Source organism: Eggerthella guodeyinii, from assembly GCF_009834925.2.
GTDB lineage: Bacteria > Actinomycetota > Coriobacteriia > Coriobacteriales > Eggerthellaceae > Eggerthella > Eggerthella guodeyinii.
This window is the reverse complement of record NZ_CP063310.1, coordinates 688,805-707,702: the sequence shown is the minus strand read 5'-3', so window position 1 is coordinate 707,702 and position 18,898 is coordinate 688,805. Positions and strand designations below refer to the sequence as shown.

Below are 18,898 nucleotides of genomic sequence, written 5' to 3'. Positions count from 1 at the left end.
GGCGCGGAAACCTCATCGGGACCAGCCAAAGGGGACGCCCGCAGGCTCCGAATAGCACCACGATCAGCAACGAACACGGACGAGAAGGGAAGGAACGTTTTGGCTACTACAGACATCAGCCGGCGCAGCTTCGTGAAGCTTGGCGCCTTCGCTGCAGCCGCTGCCGCGATGAGCGGCTCGGTCGGGTCGAACCTCGTGCAGGTCGAGCCCGCCATCGCGGCCGAGTCGGGCGAAACGCAGAAGGTCAGGACCATCTGCCGCGCCTGCCTCAACAACTGCGGCATGATCGCGCACGTGCGCGACGGCAAGGTGGTGAAGCTCGAAGGCGATCCGGACGACCCCATGAACAAGGGCGCGGCCTGCGCAAAGGGCCTTGCCGGCATCCAGGCGCTGTACAACCCCAACCGCATCAAGTACCCCATGAAGCGCCGGGGCGAGCGCGGCTCGAACGACTGGGAGCGCATCTCCTGGGAGCAGGCCATCAACGAGATCGCCGACGTGATGTGGGAGTACTACCAGAAGGAAGGCCCGAAGAGCCTCGTGTGCTCCACGGGCGGCGGCGGCAACCCGCAGTTCTTCAGCCCGGCGCGCTTCCTCAGCGTATGGGGCGGCGGCAACTTCTTCGAGCCCGGCTGCGCCCAGTGCTACCTGCCGCGCAACCACATGGAGTTCTGCCTGAACGGCACGGCCGACACGTCGCTGGCCGACGGCCCGGTGACCGAGGTGTACCTGCCCGGCATCCTGCCCGACGACAAGTGCACGCCCACGAAGACCTACGTCATGTGGGGCGTCGGGCCCAGCTACCACGGCATCGGCTCCACGGGCCGCGTGGTCACCGACCTGCGCAACAACGGTATGAAGACCGTCGTCATCGACCCGCGCCTCACGCCCGACGCCGCGCGCGCCGACGTGTGGCTGGCCATCCGTCCCGGCACCGACGTGGCACTGATGCTGGCCTGGATGAACTACATCATCGAGCACGAGCTGTGGGACCAGGACTTCTGCCGCGAATGGACCAACCTGCCCTTCCTCGTGCACGAAGACACCGGCCTCACCTACCGCGCGAGCGAGCTCGACCTCGGCGGCGAAGACGAGTACGTGGTGTGGGACAAGAAAGCCAACGCGGCCGTCGCCATGCCCTACCCCTTCGATCCCTCCCTCGACCCCGAGATGTTCGGCACCTACACGCTGCCGAACGGCGAGCAGGCGCGCACCGCGTTCCAGGTCATGAAGGACCACGTGGCCGAATGGACGCTCGAGAAGGCAGCCGAGATCTGCTGGCTCGACGCCGGCGAGATCGAGGAGGCCATCAAGATCTACGTCGAGGGCTGCCCGAACGCCGGCATCTCGCTGGGCGTGGCGACCGACCAGGCTCGCAACTCCGCGCAGGCCGCGCAGGGCGACGCCATCCTCGACATCCTCATGGGCTGCATCCGCCAGCCGGGCTCCATCGTGCAGGATCGCCCCTGCTACGTCGAGCCGTGCAACTACGTCGTGCAGCCCTTCGGCCTGCACCATCCCGACCACCCGCTGCGCATGCCCGAGGAAGAGGCCAACGCGCGCCTCGGCTACACCGAGCACAAGGGCCTGGGTCACTGGCTGGCCAGCCACATCCCCACGGTGCTCAAGGCCATCGAGACGGGCGAGCCGTACCGTCCGCGCATCTGGATCGAGCGCAGCGGCAACAAGCTGGCCATGATCGGCAACGCCACGCGTTTCTACGAGGCCATGATGACCACCGAGCTGAACGTGCACATGTACATGCACTGGACCACCACCAGCGTGTGCCTGGCCGACTACGTGCTGCCCACCGCCGAGTGGCTCGAGACGGCGTACGCGCAGGACCGTCTGAACACCTACGCCATCCGCCGCCCCTGCACGCAGCTCTACGAATGCGTGGACGAGTGCATGCACTGGTCGTGGCTGGCCGCGGCGCTGGCCGAGCGCGGCCATCAGCGCGCCATCGACTCCTTCAACCCCGACATCGCCGGCAAGTTCTACGGCACGTACTGGCGCACCTACGAGGAGTACAAGGACTACGTGGGCTACTTCGTGGGCAGCTTCTACTACGATCACGACGACTGGGATTGGGAGACGTTCGACGCGCAGGCGCCCAGCGAGTACCAGACCATCGAGGAGTACGCCGAGAAGTCGTACAACAGCCACCTGTTCCCCGACGAGGAGAACCCGGAGCTGCCGGCCGGCTTCCACACCACGTCGAAGCGCTGCGAGCCCTACTTCGACGGCAACATCCTACTGGGCAACACGGGCGCCATCGACGGCACGGGCAGCATGGAGCCGGCCACCGACGTGTACCCCCAGTCCGACAACTACCATCCGCTGCCGTACTACCTGGAGCCGTTCGAGTCTCCGCTCACCGACACCGAGTACCCCTACGTGCTCACCCAGGGCCGCATCCCGTTCTTCCATCACGGCACGCTGCGCAACACGCCCTACACGCGCGAGATGTACCCCTATCCGGAAACGTGGATCAACCCGGAAACCGCGCGCGAGATCGGCATCGAGAACGGCGACTGGCTGTGGCTGGAATCGCGCCGCGGCAAGACGCAGGGCCGCGCCCGCATCACGAAGAGCGTGGCGCCGAAGGTCATCTACCAGGAGCGCTTCTGGAATCCGGAGCTGCTGGACTCGGACGATCCGAACCGCGCGTGGCAGGTCATGAACATCAACCTGCTGACCCAGAACAACGACGAATGCCCGTTCAACGACGTGTACGGAACCTACACCCTGCGCGGCATCACCATCAAGATAACCAAGGCCGACGGCGCGCCCGAGGGCGTGTGGACCGAGCCCGAGGACTTCACCCCGTGGCTGCCCGAACCGTCTGAGAACACCGGAGGAGGTAATGCCGTCTATGGCGCGTAATTGCTTGGTAATCAACCTCGATCGCTGCATCGGCTGCTATGCCTGTGAAGTGGCGTGCAAGATGGAGAACGACGTCGCCCTGGGCGAGCGTTGGAACAAGGTGGTGCAGGTGGAGCCGTTCGGCGAGTTCCCCCACGTGTCCACGTACTGGCTGCCGGTGATGTGCCAGCAGTGCGAGGAATCGCCCTGCACCCACGTGTGCCCCACCGGCGCGTCGTACCGCGACGAGAAGACCGGCATGGTGCTGGTGAACAAGGAGAAGTGCATCGGCTGCAAATACTGCATGATGGCCTGCCCCTACGGCGTGCGCAGCTGGAACAAGGCGCAGCGCGTCGTGGAGAAGTGCACGCTGTGCAACCACCTCACCGCCGCGGGCGAGAAGCCGGCGTGCGTGAAGAACTGCTGCGGCAAGGCGCGCTTCTACGGCGATTTGGACGACCCGAACTCCGACGTATCGAAGGAGCTGGCCGCAGCCGCGCCCGACGCCATCCACTACCTGCCCGATGCCGGCAACGGGCCGCTGTCCGCCTACATCCTGTCGCCGAAGTTCGGCGAGTGGCGCGCCGACGACCTGACCCAGACCACCAACTTGTACGTGACGACCGAGGGGAGCGTGGACTAATGGAAATCCAATGGGCATTGGTCCTGTTCACCGTCATCAGCGGGGCCGGCGCGTGGCTGTTCGCCTTCTCGATGCTGGGGTACCTGCTGAAGAAGGACGCCGCCCCCAGCAAGATGGAGACGATCGTGGCCTTCGTGCTGGTGGCCGTCGGCGGCTGCATGTCGGTGCTGCACCTCAGCCACGTCGACCGCATCCTCGAAGCGCTGAACCACCCCACCTCGGGCATCTTCGTCGAAGCGGCCATGATCGGCGTGCTGTGCGTGATCCTGGCGGTGTACTTCGTGCTGCTGGTACGCGGCTCGTCCGAGAAGGCGCGCACCGCGGTGGGCGTTTTGGGGCTGCTCGTGGGCATGGTGTTCACGTACGCCTGCGGCTCGTCCTACATGATGGAGGCCCGTCCCGCGTGGCAGACCGTGGCGTTGCCGCTGGCCTACTTCGGCACGGCCGCCTCGGCGGGTGCCGGGCTCAACCTGCTGCTGAAGGCGGTGCAGAAGCGCGACGAGGCGGCGGTGTCCTTCGCGGGCTTGCTGACCGTGGTCGGCGGCGCGTTGGGGCTGGTTCTGGCCGCCGCGTTCTGCATCTCGGCGGGGGCGTACGTCGCCGCGGCCGATAACGGCGCGATGGCGGGGACGGTGGCGCTGTTCGTGGCGCTGGCCGCGGTCGTCGCCTGCGGCGCGGTGGCGCTCAAGCAGCCGAAGAACGCGCTGGTGCTGGGCGCGATCGCGCTCGTGGCCGGCGTGGCGGCCGCCACCCTGCTCCGCGTGGTGATGTGGCTGATCGGAACCCCGTTCATGGACTTCTTCTTGATGGCTTTGGATTAGAAAAGACGTGCGGGCCGTCGCAAGCGCGATGGCCCGCACACCCCCTGCGCTGACGCGCGACCCGCCCTGCTTTCCCTGCGCCGGCGTATCACCTGCGAGAGCCCCAAATCGGCGCGGACGGCGAAAAGCCACCTCCCTCAGGTTGTCCCCGCGCCACAGGGCGAAACCACCACCGTATCCCTCGTCAAAGGAGACCCTCATGCTCACCCATACCCAACTCCTCGGCTTCTTCTCCGAGAGTGCTTCCACCTACCGGTTTCTCTCGCAGGTATTCTTCAAGGAGCTGAACGACCAGGCCATCGCCGAGCTGGCCGCTGCCGAGTACCCCGACGACACGGGCAACGCCTGCCTCGACGAGGGCTACCGCCTCGTGCGCCGCTACTTCGCGTTCTCCGCGACCGACCGCCGCACGCAGCTGGCCTGCGAGTACGCACGCATTTTCCTAGCTGCCGGCGTGTTCACCAAAGAGCGCCAGACCGCCGTGCCCTACGAGTCGGTGTTCACCGGCAACGAGCGCATCATGATGGGCGACGCCCGCGACGACGTGGTGGCACGCTTCCTCGAAGACGGGTTCCAGGTGAACCCCGACCTGCACGAGCCCGAGGACCACCTGGCCTTCGAGCTGGAATACCTCGTGAACATGAACGAACGGGCGGGCGAATGGGCCCAAGCGAAGGACAAGGCTCGGCTGCGTCGCAACGTGGTCCGCCAGCTGGAATTCATCGAAGGGCACCTGCTGAACTGGATTCCCGCGCTGCGCGACGTCGCCCAGGAATACGCGAAGCTGACGTTCTATCCCGGCATGCTGCTCGTGGCCCAGGGCGCGCTCGAGCAAGGACGCGACCTGCTGCGCGACATCCTGGAACAGCTCGACGGCACCAGCGCCGCGGCGTAAACGGAGGTTCCACCATGCCAGCCAACAACCCGACGCGCAGGACGTTCGTCATCGGAGGCGCGGCGCTCGTCGCGAGTGTCGTGGTCGGTGCGGGCGTGCGGCCCTTCGTCGCCGAAGCCGACGTGCTGCGCCCTCCCGGCGCGCTTCCCGAAGACCAGTTCATGGCGCGCTGCATCAAGTGCGAGCGTTGCATCAGCGTGTGCCCCACCGATGTGTTGGAGCCGCTGGGCATCGAGCGCGGGCTGCTGCAAGCCCGCACGCCGGTGCTCAGCTTCGCCAACGACAGCTGCACGTTCTGCGACAAGTGCCGCGAGGTGTGCCCCACCGCCGCCATCGGCGAGGTGGACCCGTACGCGCCCGACCAGGGGCGCATCGGCGCGGCCATCCTGCACGAGGACCGCTGCCTGGCGTTTCTGGAGACGGACAGCTGCGGCATCTGCGTGGACGCGTGCCCCTACGACGCGCTCTCCTTCGACGCAGGGCGCCGTCCCGTCGTGGACGCGGCGAAGTGCAACGGCTGCGGCGAGTGCGTCAAGATCTGCCCCGCCAACGTGTTCACGTCCTTCAGCGGCGGAAAGGCGCGCGGCATCGAGGTGGTTACCGAGAAAACGTTCCGGGAAAGGGAGGATGCGCGATGAAACAGGGCGATCGCATTACGAAAGCGCGCGTCGTGACGCTGAGCCTGGTGTTCGCAGCGGTCATCGCGTCGCTCGCCTTTGACACGGGGATCGGCACCCCCTCGTCGTTCGGCATCGGGCAGTTCTTCCTGCTGTGCCCCCTCGGCGGCATCGAGGCGCTGCTGGCATCCAAAGCGCTCGTGCCCGTCACCCTGATCTCGCTGGCGGTGGTGGTGGCGTTCGCGCTGCTGTTCGGCCGCGCCTGGTGCGCCTGGGGTTGCCCCGCCCCGAGGATCCGCGGGTTCTTCCGCCGCGAGCCGAAAGCGGAGATTGCCGCAGCCGAAACCGGTGCCGCCACTGGCGCGCCTCGCGCATGTTCGGCCGCGCACGAGGCGAAGGGGCTGGTCGCAAGCTTGCGCCACCTCGTCCGCGACCGTCGCACCTGGGTGCTCGGCGTCGTGCTCGTCGCGACGCTCGTCGCGGGCATCCCGCTGTTCTGCCTCGTGTGCCCCATCGGGCTGACGTTCGGCACGGTGGGATCGCTGTGGCACCTCATCGTGGACAAGCAGGTGACCATGTCGGTGATCGTGTTCCCCGCTGCGCTCGCCATCGAGCTGGTTCTATACCGTACATGGTGCATGAACCTGTGTCCCGTCGCCGGGCTGCTCAACGTGTTCGGCCAGTTCGCACGCCTGTTCCGCCCGCGCATCGACGCCTCGACCTGCATGCGCGCTTCCGAGGGCAAGCCGTGCACGGTGTGCGCGTCGGTGTGCGCCGAGCGCATCAACCTGCATGCCGAAGACGCGGACGTGCAGCTGGGCGAATGCACCCGCTGCGGCGAGTGCGTCAAGCACTGCCCCACCGCCTCCATCCGCATCGTCGCGAAGCCGAGCGATGCCGTGGTGCGCGACGAGCCGCAAGCCAGCCAACCGGACGGAACCCCCGACGCCGCTTCCCTGCCTTGATCTTCCTTTCTGCTTATAACCGTGCGTTCGCCTCTCGTCGGGCGTTATGCGACCCCGCTTCCGGTCGAGACATCGGTCGGAAGCGGGGTCGCCGTCGCGTTTTCATCTCCCTGTGTGCGGAAAAATCGGACTTTTGGCAATCTCTCCCCGCGTTTTGCCGTCGCAGGACGCCGCCGTCACGATTTCGAGCGGTGAAACCCCAGGTCGGATTTTTCCACAACGGAAAACCGGAGCCCCGACAGAGGACCAGATTGCCAAAAGTCCGATTTTTCCGCATATAGGGAAGCCTGACGCGCCCCGCGCTCGCCTAGTCCCCCAGGAAGTCGAGCAGCTCTTGGCGGGTGTGCACGTCGAGCTTCGTGTAGATGGCGCGCAGGTGGGAGCGCACGGTGTTCTTGGAGATGGTGAGGTTGTCGGCGATCCAGTTCGCGCTGCGCCCCTGGGCGAACAGATCGAGGATCTCCAGCTCGCGAGCCGACAGCCCGTAGCGCGCATCGGTGGCGCGCCCGATGCCGACCGCCGGCGCCGTCGCACCCGATGGTGCCGCGGCGGCAGACGCGCCTGCGGGCGTCCCCGCGCCCTGCGTCGCGGCATGCCCGACGCGATCGCCGTCCACCGACCACGCCATGACGCGCTTGAGGTCGATCTCGGGGAACACGTACACCAGCACGACGATCACCATGAACGTCAGCCCGATTCCCACGCCCATGCGCACCATCACGTCGCCGTAGTACGGAGCCAGGGCTGCGCCGCCCGCCCAGCCCACCGTGGACGCGAGAAAGTACACGCCCTGCCCGATGGCGAAGATGCGCACCGGCGAGAAATCGTAGCGAAACGCCAGGTAGGCCATGAAGCACGAGAACACCAGCCACAGGCTTTCCTTGCCCACGCTCAGGTACGCGATATCGAAGCCGAAGCACGTGGCCAGCATCATCGCCACGCCCAGCACCATGAGCCCCGAGTACACCTGCCGCGCCCCGCGCACGGCGTCGCCGCGGTTCACCACGTACGCGATCAGCACGCCGATCGCGCCCACGCACAGCACGATGACAGCGCCTTCGCGCGCGAACACCTCGGTGGGAACGAGCGCGCTCGACACGCCCTTGCCGATGCCCGCCGTCAGCGCCACCAACGCCGAGGCACACACCAGCTTGCGGTACACGCGCCGCTCGGGCGAGCGCCGGTCGAGATTCTCGCCCGCGCCCGACATCGCCGACGGAAACGGGTCGGCCGCACCCATCACCAGCAGCAGCGCCGAGATCAACGGCAGCGCCGCCAAATAGAACAGCCGCAGCTCGGACGGGATACCCACGCCCACGAAGTACAGCAGCGACGCGAACACCAGCGAGATGGCGCCCGCCGTCAGCGAGTCGCCCAGCGACACGCTGCCGTAGATACGCCCCACTTTCAGGCACAGAAACGAGGTGCCGATTCCCGTGAACACGGCCGCCAGGAAGAAGAACACGCCCGCGCCCATGACCATCGAGAATCCCAGCAAGATGGTGGACAGCCCCGCGAACGCGCCGAAGCCGACGACCACGGCCCGCTTGTCCACGAGCGCCGTGACGCGCTTCCATGCGAAAGCCGCCAAGAACATCGCCGCCGCGATGCCCAGGGTGGAGAACAGGTACATCTGCAGCACGTTGGACGTCTGGTCGCCCGCCGGGAACATGCGCACGATCTCCGTGGAGTTGTAGCAGAGCCAAATCCACGCCCACCACGCGCCCAGCCCCAAAAACCGCAGGTACGGCCACTGCTCCGTCAGAGGAGACGCCTGCTCCTCGTATTCCGCTTTCCGCACGTCAGCCATGCGATCCCCCCTCGGTTCCGTCGCGAACCATGGTATCACAAGCCGAACGACGCCATACGCGAACCGAAGCGAGCAGGTCATGGTAAACCCTCGCCGCGCGACAGCGCGGCGAGGGCAGGGAGGGAAACCGGAACACGTACGAGGAACGCCAACGGAAACGCGCCTACTTCGTGCCCGCTATCTCCTTCGCCACGTAGACGCCGGAGCCCAGCGCCAAACCCACCGACGCACCCGGATTGGTGTAATAGGGCACGCAATAGGCGCTACCCTGATCGACGCCGGCGACGTACAGACCGGGGATGGGGTTGTTCTCCGCATCCATCGCACGCAGGTGGCTGTCCACTTTCACGCCTCCGTTCGTGCCCCATGCGCTCGGCACGTATTCGAAAGCGTAAAACGGCGCGGTCTTCACGGGCTTCAGGAACGCTGCGTCCTTGCCGAAGTCGCTGTCGACGCCCGCTTCGCAGAAGCCGTTGTACCGCTCCACCGTAGCCTCAAGCGCATCGAGCGAGAACTTCTCGGCCAGCTCGGCCACCGTGTCGGCTTTGCATCCCCAACCTTCATCGATGGCCTGCTGCAGATGGGCCTCGGCGTTTTCGGGCGTCGTCTTGTAGTAATCGGCCTCGGCACCGGACACCCAGCTCGCAGGCTCGCCGAGGTAGGCGAAGATGCCGTCGCCCAGCACCCCTTCGTAATAGTCCGAATCCATGACAACGTACGCCTTGCCGGCGCGCACGAGCGCCTCGCCGCCGATGGCGAGCGGAAACTCGGCGATACGGCCCTCGTCGATGAAACGCTCGCCTGCCGTATCGGTGTACAAGCCTCCGAACAGCCAGTATCCGTAGTGCTCGTTCACGTTGTGCCAGTCCTCCGTGAACGGACTGCCCTGCGTCGCCGCAGCCACGGCCCCGCACTCGTTGCCCAAGATGGCGAAGTTGCGGTCAAGCGCGCCGCCTGCGTCGAGCACCATGTTGATGCCCGCCCCGTCGGACAGCGAATTGCCTAACGAGAACACCGGCGTATTGAACACCTGCATCTGCATGTCCTTGCCGCCGAGGAAGCCGCCCGTGCACACGACGACGTTCGGCGCCAGCACATCGACTCCCTTGTCGGTTTGCAGTCCGCGCACCGCGCCGTCCTCCATGATGATCTTCTCGCCGCCTGCACTGTACAGGAACTCGCCGCCAGCCGCTTCGATGGCCTGCACGAGCGGAGCCACGCGCTCCTCCCCCTCGCTTTCCAGATAGTGACGGGCGCGGAAGCCGTTACCGTACACGTCCGGCCACAGCGACATCGGTATTCCCAAGTCGATCATGGAGTTGAGGGCGTCGCTCGTGCCCGCCACGCAGTTGCGCAGCAGAGCGCCGTTCACGCTCGTACGCGAGAAGTCGTACATGTAACCGAACAGCGTATCGAGCGTGACGGTCTCGCCTTCCTGCTCCTGCAGCTTCGTCTCGCATGCCGCCGGGCCGCCGCACATGCTGAAGTTCGACATGGAAGCCGAAGGGGCTTTCTCCACGACGATCACCTTCTTGCCGGCCTCGCCCAACTTGAGGGCCGCCATGAGACCTGCAGCCCCGGCTCCCACGACGACGACGTCGCATTCCTTGGTCGAAGAACCCTCCTTACGCGGAATGCCTCCCGAAGCCTGCTCTTGCGAAGCGCCCTCGGCTGCATCGGCCGTCGGCGCGCTCGCATTACCCTGCTGAGGCGCGCATCCGGCGAGCCCCGCCCCCGCGGCAAGCGCGCCGAGCGCGCTTAAGCCCAGAAACGAACGGCGATCCATCGATGTACCCATATCGTTCTCCTCCCTGATGATGCCTTTCCACAACGGAACGCATGCTAGAGGCAAGAGCGCGCATGCGCATCGCCGCAAAGGGAGGTGCTCGGCGCTTTCCAGGGGAAACGGGGGTAAAATCACTGCAACGAGGTGATGGCGCGCAACGGATCGTCCCGTATCGTCATCCGGTAGTCGAGAGGAGCATCATGGCCGGAAGCACCGCGCAACCGCGCGGGATCGACCGCATAGCCGCGAGCCTGGAGCCCGCGTTTCCTTTGCGCATGCTGGGATTCGGGCTGATCTACGCATGGAGCACATGCCTATGGGACATTCCTTTGTTCTTGCCGTTCGACGGCGCGGCGCTGCAAACCGACGCCTCATGGATGCTTTCGGCGGCCATCACGCCCCTCGCGTGCATCGTAGGGAGCCTCATCGGGCGATCGCGCGAACTGGCGACGTTCCGATCGCTGTACGTGGTCGGCCCCCTGCTGACCGCGATCGGCACCTTGTGCGCCATTGCGCATCCCCTCCTGTCCGGCTCCGTTCAGGCTGCAGCCTATGTGGTCGCGGGCGTGGGAACGGGCGTCGGCCCCGTCATCCTCATCCTGCTGTGGACCTGCCTGTTCGCACGCACCGAAACGGGCGTCGTCGAGACCGTGGTGCCCGCCTCGTTCGTCGCCACGCTGTTCTGCGCGATCGTGGTGCCGAGCTTTCAGGGAGGCGTCGCCGTCGGCATCGTCACCTTGCTGCCGCTCGCATCCGGAGCACTGCTGCTGCTCTCCAAACGCGCACTCGACCTGGGAGCGATACCTCGGGAGAACGTCGGGGAACGCAGGGCACCGGGCACGGTGAAAGCCGGAAACATCGCGCGCATGTTCCTCGTGATTTTCGCCGTATACGGCCTTGGATGCCTCCTGCCATCCGTTTCGCTCGCCGACGTCTCGGCCCGCGCCGACACCGGCGCCACCATCCTCGGCATGCTGTTCGCGCTGGCCCTTGCCGCCGGCATCGTGCTGTTTTCTCGGCACATAAACTTCGAAGCGCTGTTCCGCTGGATATCGGCGCCGTTCGTGTTCGCCGTCATCGTCACGGCGCTCGGCACCCCGGCGGCGGCCATCGCGGCGCGCGCCCTCATGAACGCGGTGTTCACCGGCATCGAGATCATCATGGTGCTCTACTTCATCCGGCTTGCGCAGAAGACCGGGCGCACGTCCACGTTCTTCATGGGCATCGGGGAATGCGCCGCATACGCAGGCGTGTTCGCAGGCTACGTCGCGCAACCCGCCGCACGCAGCCTCATCGAAAGCGGCGCGTGCAGCCCCGCCGTATTCTGCTTGCTGCTTGTCGGCGCGTTCACCATCGTCACGCTGCTGGTGCCGCGGCGCGATGTCGTGTGGGCAGAACCGTCGGACCCTCCCGAGCGCACGGGAGACGCGACCCCCGCGGTTCTCGGACGCGGCAGCGAAGCCGATGCCGACGACGTCATCGCCGCGCGGCGCATTGCCGTCGCACGGCGCTACGGGCTCTCGAACCGCGAGACCGAGATATTCCTCATGCTGGCACAGGGGCGAAGCCGTCCGTACATCCGCGACACGCTCATTCTGTCGAAGAACACCGTAGCCACGCACATACGCCACATCTACGAGAAGATGGGCATCCACTCCCAGCAGGAGCTCATCGACCTGGCGCAGGAGGGCGAGTAGCGGCCTTTACGCTCCCAGCATGATGCGGATGATCTCGTCGTTGGTGGCGCGCATGCCGTCGCGGCCGAGACGGGCGATGCTGTCGATGGTGTTCTCCACGCCCTTCTTCACGATGCCGTCGCCGCCGTAGAACTGCTGGCCGTCGCGGTACATGACGTAGCCGAGGATGCCGGCGTTCACCGAGAAGGCGATCTTGCCGGCGCATGAGGGCTTCGCGCCGTCGCACACCATGCCCGCCACGATGGACAGCGCGTTCACCACGGCATGACACGCCTCGTCGTAGCCGCCGCCGTCGAGGTACGCGATGCCGGCGCCCGCCGCCGCGCCCGCGCACACCGCACCGCAGAACGCCGACAGCCGCCCGATGCCCGTCTTCTGGTGGATGGCCACGAGGTTCGACAGCACGAGCGCGCGGTGAAGTTGCTCGTCGGTGGAGCCCAGGTGGCGCGCGTACACGATGAGCGGCACCGACACGGTGATGCCCTGGTTGCCGCTGCCGGAGTTGATGACCACGGGCAGCTCGCAGCCGCTCATGCGCGCGTCGGATGCCGCCGCGGCGCATGCGCACGCGCGCGACTTCACGTCGTCGCCGTAGGCGCCCAGCATGACGCTGCCGATGTTCGCGCCCCAATCGCCGGCCAGCCCCTCGCGCGCGATGGCGTCGTTGCAGGCGATCTGCCGGTCGAGCAGATCGCGCACGTCGTCCAACTCCGCGGTCATGGCGAAGTCCCAGATGCCCTCCATCGACAGCACGCCGCGGTCGGTCATCCCCTCGGCCGCGCCGCCCTCGGACGCAGGCGCGCCGTCGCGCAGCACGGCGCCGTCGCGCTCCTCGCGCACGATGTTCGTATGGAAGTCGGCGATGCGCACGAGCGCGCTGCGTGCGGGAGCGTCTTGAGCGTCGGCGAACACGCGCACGACGATGTCGAAGTCGAGCCCCGTGTCGGCGCGCTCCACCGTGATGGGCGTGCGCTCCAGGTACGCGGCGACCTCTTCGATGTCGGTCGGCGACACGTCGGCGATCACCTCGAGGCTGCGCTCGGCGCGCCCCGCCACGATGCCCGCCGCCGCGGCGGCTTCGATCCCCTTGAGCCCGCCCGTATGGGGCACCACCACGCTCTTCGCGTTCTTGATGATGCTGCCGCTAGCCGCCACCTCCACGCGGACGGGCCGCGTTCCCAGCAGCTCGCGCGCCCGCGCGGCCGCCAACGCGATGGCGATCGGCTCGGTGCACCCCATCGCGGCGACGAGCTCCTCTTCGAGGATGGCCACGTACTGCCCGTACCGCTCGTCCGTCCGCTCCATGAAGCACTCCTTTTTCGCCGGCCAACTCGCCTCGACAGATTTCGCGTCGTCTTGTCCGCAATAATAGCACCGCATTGCTCGCGAAGTTGCGTCCGTCCCGCAACTCGGACGATGACGGCCGCCGCCGTACTCGCTTCTACGCAGATCGACAACGCGCAGAATCCCCACGTCGCAAGCGCTCACCCGCAAAAGGGTAGCCGAGATTTCGCTTTTCCCCTTCTCGCGGGGATGCGCGACGGCAAAGCAGGGAACATGATCGCTTCGAGCTTCGCGCAAGGGACGCGAAGCTCGAAGCCCGGCACCGCGCTGGACGCCAGCGCGAACACAAAGGAGGGAACAATGGGAACGTTATCGCGCAGGAACTTTTTGAGGGGATCCGTCGTCGCAGGAGCGGCCATGGCAGGCTTCGGCCTTGCAGGATGCGCGCCGCAAAGCCAAGCGAACGACAGCGCTCAGGCCGTATCGGCTAGCGGCGTCATCCCCGACACCTGGGATGCCGAAGCAGACGTCGTCATCCTCGGTGCAGGCGGCACGGGCCTCTCGGCAGCTTGCGCTGCGGCACAGGCAGGAGCGTCGGTGCTCGTGTACGATGCCGATGCCAAAGCAGGAGGAACCACCGCGCTATCCGGCGGAGTTATTCAAGCTGCGGGCACCAAAGCTCAAAAGGAGTTTACCGACTTCAAAGACGATACGCCCGAAAAGCACGCACAATGCTACATCGAGCAAGCCGAGGGCCGTGCGGACGAAGAGCTGACGAAAACAATGTGCTCCCGGGCGCCAGAGTTGATCGACTGGCTTGAGAGCATCGGTCTTACCTGGAAGCGCGTGTACGGCAACTGCCATGTACCCTACGTGACGGAAGGCCTCCATGCCGACCGCATCCACGTCTACGAAGGAGGCGGCGCAGGCGGTCAAGGAGGAGTGCTCACCGATACCGAGTTCGCCGAAGCGGAGCGCCTCGGGGCCCAATTCAACTTCAAGTGCAAAGCCCAGCATCTCATCTACGACCCTGACAAGGGAGTCGTGGGCGTGCAGATCGAAGACGGCGGCAAGTCCATCAACGTCAAAGCCGCCCGGGGCGTCGTTATGGCGCTCGGCGGCATGGATCGCAACGAGCAATTGGCCTTCGCATTCAACGCCCAGCAATACTGGGATCTTACCACGCAGGCGTCGTATATATCCGAACTGGCGCAGGGCGACGGCATACGCATGGGCCTTGAGGTGAACGCCGCCCTGGCCACCTGCGGCGGCACCATCGATTATGATATGGCCACCGGCCAGGCTACCGACAACACGGCTCCGCAGATACCCTGCCTTATCGTGAACGGTTCCGGACGACGCTTCGTTTGCGAAGACGCCACGTACGCTTACCAATACCGGGCCATCTTCCAAAATGAAATGCAGTTCGGAAATCCTACGTGGATGATCATGGATCAGAATATGGTCGAGCAGGGCGTCGGGCCTTGGGCGGCCGATCCCGCGTCTGCCGTGGCCGACGGCACGCTGCTCGAGGCGGACACGCTTGAGGAGCTGGCCGAAAAGATCGACGTACCCAGCGCCATGCTCGTCTCGACATTCGACGTTTGGAACAAAACCATCGCAGAAACCGGCGAGGACGTCGAGCTTCACCGCGTCACGCAGCTGATCCCTCTCGACAAGCCTCCCTATTATGCCCACCAGAACATTTCCGCAAACTTAGGGAGCCTGGGCGGCCTCAAGATCAACACGAACTGCGAGGTCATCGACGGGAACGGAGACATCATTCCCCATCTGTACGCGGGCGGCATGAATTCAGGCGGTTGGTACGGCACGTATTACCCCGGATCGGGAACCTCCTTGACGGGAGGACTGGTACTCGGGCACATCGCCGGCGAGAACGCAGCAGCTGCACAAGCCTGGGCTTAGCCACCCAAAGAACAGTACCCCTCCCCCAGCATGCGAAGCTCGGACAGCACGACCGAGCTTCGCATGCGAACGGCATACCTCCATGCAAAAGATGACCGATTCGCTTATGCACGCGTGTTCACGGTATGCTGACTGCATGACGATGCGAAGGGGAGCACGCATGGAATCTCAAACTGATCGACCTTGGGTCGAAATCGCTCAGAACGAGCTGTTCGAGGGATGGCAGCGCTGGACGAGCTTTGCCTGCATATGGGTTTGGTCTTGCCTTGCAGGAATCCTTTCGTTCCAGAATAGCGGGATACGCAGCTTGCCTTCGGTGTTCGGCTACGCAAATGGCATAACGTTGGCAGCTTGCGTCATCGGACTCGCCTTCGTGTTAGCGTTTTCGAGCCGTATCAAAACCGCCATCGACTCTCGTGCCTACTTGGGCATAGCCGAAGCGCTCGCCGTACTAGGATCGCTTTTCATATCCGCGGGAGTCCTCGCAGGCAGTTCTCTCTGCCACGTGGCAGGAGCCGGGTTGGGAGGCATTGCCATCGGTCTTTTGAAAATCGCCTGGGGACAGATGTACTCGCGGATGACGCTTAAAGCGGGGCTTGCGTCTATGGGCTACTCGCTCATTTCCTCAAGCGTGATCGTACTGCTCGTGCAGAATGCCGACACGCTCGTTCTCTCGATTTTGCTCATCGCTTCGGCGCTGCCGCTTGCCCCCTTGGCTTTTCGAGGAACCAAACGTCTTGCCGATCTGCCCGAGAAGCCCCGGCATTCTTCGCGGTCGGTAAAGTTCACCGCATCGCTGCTCGCGCTGCCGATGCTGGTCGGATTCTCGTACGGGGTTTCCAAAGCAGCCATCATAGGACTCATCGGAAACGAAGCGAGCATCGGCAGCGCAGGCACCTATTCGAGCCTCGTAGCGGGTGTCGCAACCTTCGTTTTTTCTTATGCACTTGGAAAGAAAGTCTCCTCCGCACAGATATATTCGACTTCGCTCGTCTTCGTCGTAGCAGGATTGCTCCTCATCATGTCGAATGCGACCTCGCCGTGGCTTTCCTTTTTCGTCAACAGCATCGGATTCTCGTTATTCTACTTTTTCATGGTGGTGTACTGGGGCGATCTTGCTTGGCGTACGGGCATGTCGATCGTACGCGTGTACACGATCGGCTACCTCACCATGCAGGCATCCCAACTGGCCGGCATCGTCATCGCCGGCATGCTCGGAGAGAATCCGCTTCAGAACAACGGCATGCTGGTCATCCTTTCCCTTGTGCTCGCCTTCTTCGCCGTGGTTCTGCTTCTCTTCGGCAGCTCGCGCTCGTCGCTTCGCCAATGGCTCATCGCCGATGGCACGGCACTGGAGGTAGACGACGGTGTGCCCGTGGCTTGCGCCGAGCTGTCGAGGCAGGGCAACCTATCCCCACGCGAACAGGAAGTTCTCACCATTCTCGCACGCGGACGCAATGCCTCGTACGTTGCGAAAACGCTTTGCATCTCACCCGACACCGCAAAGACCCACATCAAGAGCATTTATCGAAAGTTGGACGTGCATACCCAGCAAGACCTTATGGACGAGATAGATTTGCACGTCTCTTCAGGCGACAACAACGCGTGAGCCCGTAGGCACTCTGCCCCCTAACCGCATTTCCCCTTCTCCCCCGTTTTCGGGTATCTTCGGCGTTTCGCCAGGACATGGCCGGATATACCCGGTTCCGCGCGATGACGCGGCTGCGGCCGGCGCGTAGCATGCATCCCGTTGAAACCGTACGAACGAGGAGGGAACCATGGGAGAACACACCATCAGCCGCCGCAACTTCTTGGCGGGGCTCACCGCAACCGGGGCGCTCGCCGCAGCGGGGGCGCTCGCCGGATGCGCGCCGCAGGCGCAGGCGGAGGGCGGCGCGAGCGGCAAGGCCGACGCCGCCGCGCAGGGCAGCTGGCGCGACAAACCGGCGATGCCCGCCGACATCGCCGAGACGCTGGAGGCCGACCTCGTGGTGGTCGGCGCCGGCAACGGCGGGCTCGTGGCCGCCACCACGGCCGCGCAGAACGGCGCGAAGGTCATCGTGCTGGAGAAGGGCGGCAACATCGCCTCGGCACGCGAGGCCATCGGCGCGCTCAACTCCGCACTCGAGCCCGACCACCGCGAAGACGTCCCCGCGCTGCTGAACCACGCGAACCAGATCCAGGCGGGCGACGCCAACATGCTGCTATACAAGACCTGGGCCGAGCGGTCCGGCGAGATGATCGAATGGATGAAGGAGACGCTCGAGCCCAAGGGCATGCTGTTCCCGTTCGAGTGGCACAAGCCCGACGACCCGCACGCCTACTACCCGGCCATGTGCTACAACCCCTGCATGGGCGAGTACAACCCCGACGGCCCGAACTACGGCGCGTACGCGCACCTCGAAGTAATGAACGAGGTGCTGGGCGAGCTGGGCGGCGAAGTCATGTTCATGACGCCCGCGAAGATGCTCGTGCAGGACGAGTCGGGGAAGGTGACCGGCGCCATCGCCGAGTCGAAGGACAAGGGAACCATCCAGATCAACGCGAAGAACGGCGTCATCGTATGCACGGGCGGCTACGGCGCGAACGACGAGATGCTGCAAGACCTGTGCCCGGGCAACTCCAACTGGTGCGTGCTGCGCGACAGCGTCACCGAGGAGGGCGACGGCATCCGCATGGCGCTGTGGGCCGGCGCCGAGCTCGAGGCCGGCGGCGCCTGCATGATCTGGAACCGCGGCATCATGTTCGACGACACCGAGTTCGACGGCTCGTACCAGGGCGGCGACATCTTCCTGCCCGGCAGCCAGCCGTTCCTCCACGTGAACGCCAACGGCGAGCGTTTCATGAACGAGGACCAGTGCTATCCCATGAGCTACGCCGGCGGCGCGAACCAGCCCGGCCACTTCTCGTGGATCGTGTGGGACGGCAGCTATTGGGAGGACATCGAGCAGTTCGACACGGGCGGATGCTCGCGTCTGTTCCCCGCGCCGTCGGGCACCGCGTTCAACGCCGACGTGTACGATTGCGAGGCCATCACGAAGGAGCACCTCGACTCGTTCTGGCTCGAGCCGCGCATTGAGAGCGGCGCGCTCAAGAAGTGCGACACGCTCGACGAGCTGGCGAAGGCCATGCGGTTCGACGCCGACCAGACCGCCGCGTTCAAGGCCACCATCGAGCGCTACAACGAGCTGGTCGCTGCGGGCGAGGACGTCGACTTCGGCAAGCCGGCCTACCGCCTGAGCGCCGTCGACGAGCCGCCCTTCTACGCCGCACGCATCGCCGGCGAGCTGCTGGTCACCATCCACGGGGTGATCACGAACGCCGATTCGCAGCCGCTGCGCAAGGACGGCAGCGTCATCGACGGCCTGTACGTATGCGGAAACGACCAGGGCGGATTCTATCCCCACAACTATCCCAGCAACTTCACGGGCATCAACGCGGGCCGCACCGCCACCTTCGCCCGCATCGCCGCCAAGCACGCTTTGGGCGTGTAATAGGCTCGCAAGCGGTACCCCCGCACAATCCTCCTTCCCTCGCAGAAAGGCCCCACCCGGGGCCTTTCTGACTTTCAGAGCTTGGCGAGCGTCTT

Annotated in this window: 13 protein-coding genes; 10 read left to right on the top strand and 3 right to left on the bottom strand. The window is 65.2% G+C overall.

The genetic code is table 11. From position 1 onward, the window contains the following. Nucleotides 1–99 precede the first annotated feature (99 nt). From GS424_RS02825 to GS424_RS02800, 6 genes are all read left to right on the top strand, one after another. Nucleotides 100–2,886: a molybdopterin-containing oxidoreductase family protein gene (locus GS424_RS02825; RefSeq protein ID WP_160943573.1), complete on the top strand. Its 2,787-nt coding sequence runs from the start codon at nucleotides 100–102 to the stop codon at nucleotides 2,884–2,886. Next, the gene (locus GS424_RS02820) at nucleotides 2,876–3,508 is read left to right on the top strand and encodes a 4Fe-4S dicluster domain-containing protein (protein WP_035584107.1); all 633 of its coding nucleotides are present in this window, start codon (nucleotides 2,876–2,878) and stop codon (nucleotides 3,506–3,508) included. The genes GS424_RS02825 and GS424_RS02820 overlap by 11 nt, the downstream gene beginning before the upstream one ends. Beyond that, entirely contained in the window at nucleotides 3,508–4,329 is an 822-nt protein-coding gene (locus tag GS424_RS02815; RefSeq protein WP_160943574.1) for a dimethyl sulfoxide reductase anchor subunit family protein, read from the top strand. Before GS424_RS02820 ends, GS424_RS02815 begins: the two co-directional genes overlap by 1 nt. Before the next feature lie 199 nt (nucleotides 4,330–4,528). Next, on the top strand, nucleotides 4,529–5,224 hold the full coding sequence (locus tag GS424_RS02810) for a TorD/DmsD family molecular chaperone (RefSeq protein ID WP_160943575.1): 696 nt from the start codon (nucleotides 4,529–4,531) through the stop codon (nucleotides 5,222–5,224). Between the two features lie 14 nt (nucleotides 5,225–5,238). Continuing rightward, nucleotides 5,239–5,862: a 4Fe-4S dicluster domain-containing protein gene (locus GS424_RS02805; protein WP_035584113.1), complete on the top strand. Its 624-nt coding sequence runs from the start codon at nucleotides 5,239–5,241 to the stop codon at nucleotides 5,860–5,862. Continuing rightward, nucleotides 5,859–6,806 carry a 4Fe-4S binding protein gene (locus GS424_RS02800; protein WP_160943576.1) on the top strand — a complete coding sequence of 316 codons (948 nt, stop codon included), beginning with the start codon at nucleotides 5,859–5,861 and terminating at the stop codon, nucleotides 6,804–6,806. Before GS424_RS02805 ends, GS424_RS02800 begins: the two co-directional genes overlap by 4 nt. 307 nt (nucleotides 6,807–7,113) lie before the next feature. Here GS424_RS02800 and GS424_RS02795 read toward each other — a convergent pair whose 3' ends face one another. Further along, nucleotides 7,114–8,616, bottom strand: a complete 1,503-nt coding sequence (locus GS424_RS02795) for a response regulator transcription factor (protein WP_160943577.1) — start codon at nucleotides 8,614–8,616, stop codon at nucleotides 7,114–7,116. Between the two features lie 163 nt (nucleotides 8,617–8,779). After that, on the bottom strand, nucleotides 8,780–10,414 hold the full coding sequence (locus GS424_RS02790; RefSeq protein ID WP_160943578.1) for an FAD-dependent oxidoreductase: 1,635 nt from the start codon (nucleotides 10,412–10,414) through the stop codon (nucleotides 8,780–8,782). 188 nt (nucleotides 10,415–10,602) lie between these two features. Between GS424_RS02790 and GS424_RS02785 the strand changes: the two genes are divergently transcribed. Further along, nucleotides 10,603–12,099, top strand: coding sequence for a response regulator transcription factor (locus GS424_RS02785; protein ID WP_160943579.1), 1,497 nt, complete (start codon nucleotides 10,603–10,605; stop codon nucleotides 12,097–12,099). A 6-nt stretch (nucleotides 12,100–12,105) separates the two neighbouring features. On the opposite strand, the gene GS424_RS02780 is transcribed toward GS424_RS02785, so the two are convergent. Beyond that, nucleotides 12,106–13,404, bottom strand: coding sequence for an L-cysteine desulfidase family protein (locus tag GS424_RS02780; RefSeq protein WP_160943580.1), 1,299 nt, complete (start codon nucleotides 13,402–13,404; stop codon nucleotides 12,106–12,108). 252 nt (nucleotides 13,405–13,656) lie between these two features. Between GS424_RS02780 and GS424_RS02775 the strand changes: the two genes are divergently transcribed. The 3 genes from GS424_RS02775 (at nucleotide 13,657) to GS424_RS02765 (ending at nucleotide 18,803) form a co-directional block, all read left to right on the top strand. Then, nucleotides 13,657–15,309, top strand: a complete 1,653-nt coding sequence (locus GS424_RS02775) for an FAD-dependent oxidoreductase (RefSeq protein ID WP_160943581.1) — start codon at nucleotides 13,657–13,659, stop codon at nucleotides 15,307–15,309. A gap of 160 nt (nucleotides 15,310–15,469) precedes the next feature. After that, nucleotides 15,470–16,918 (top strand): helix-turn-helix transcriptional regulator, encoded by a 1,449-nt coding sequence (locus GS424_RS02770; RefSeq protein WP_160943582.1) that lies wholly within the window; start codon nucleotides 15,470–15,472, stop codon nucleotides 16,916–16,918. A gap of 169 nt (nucleotides 16,919–17,087) precedes the next feature. Then, entirely contained in the window at nucleotides 17,088–18,803 is a 1,716-nt protein-coding gene (locus GS424_RS02765; RefSeq protein ID WP_160943583.1) for an FAD-dependent oxidoreductase, read from the top strand. Nucleotides 18,804–18,898 lie beyond the last annotated feature (95 nt).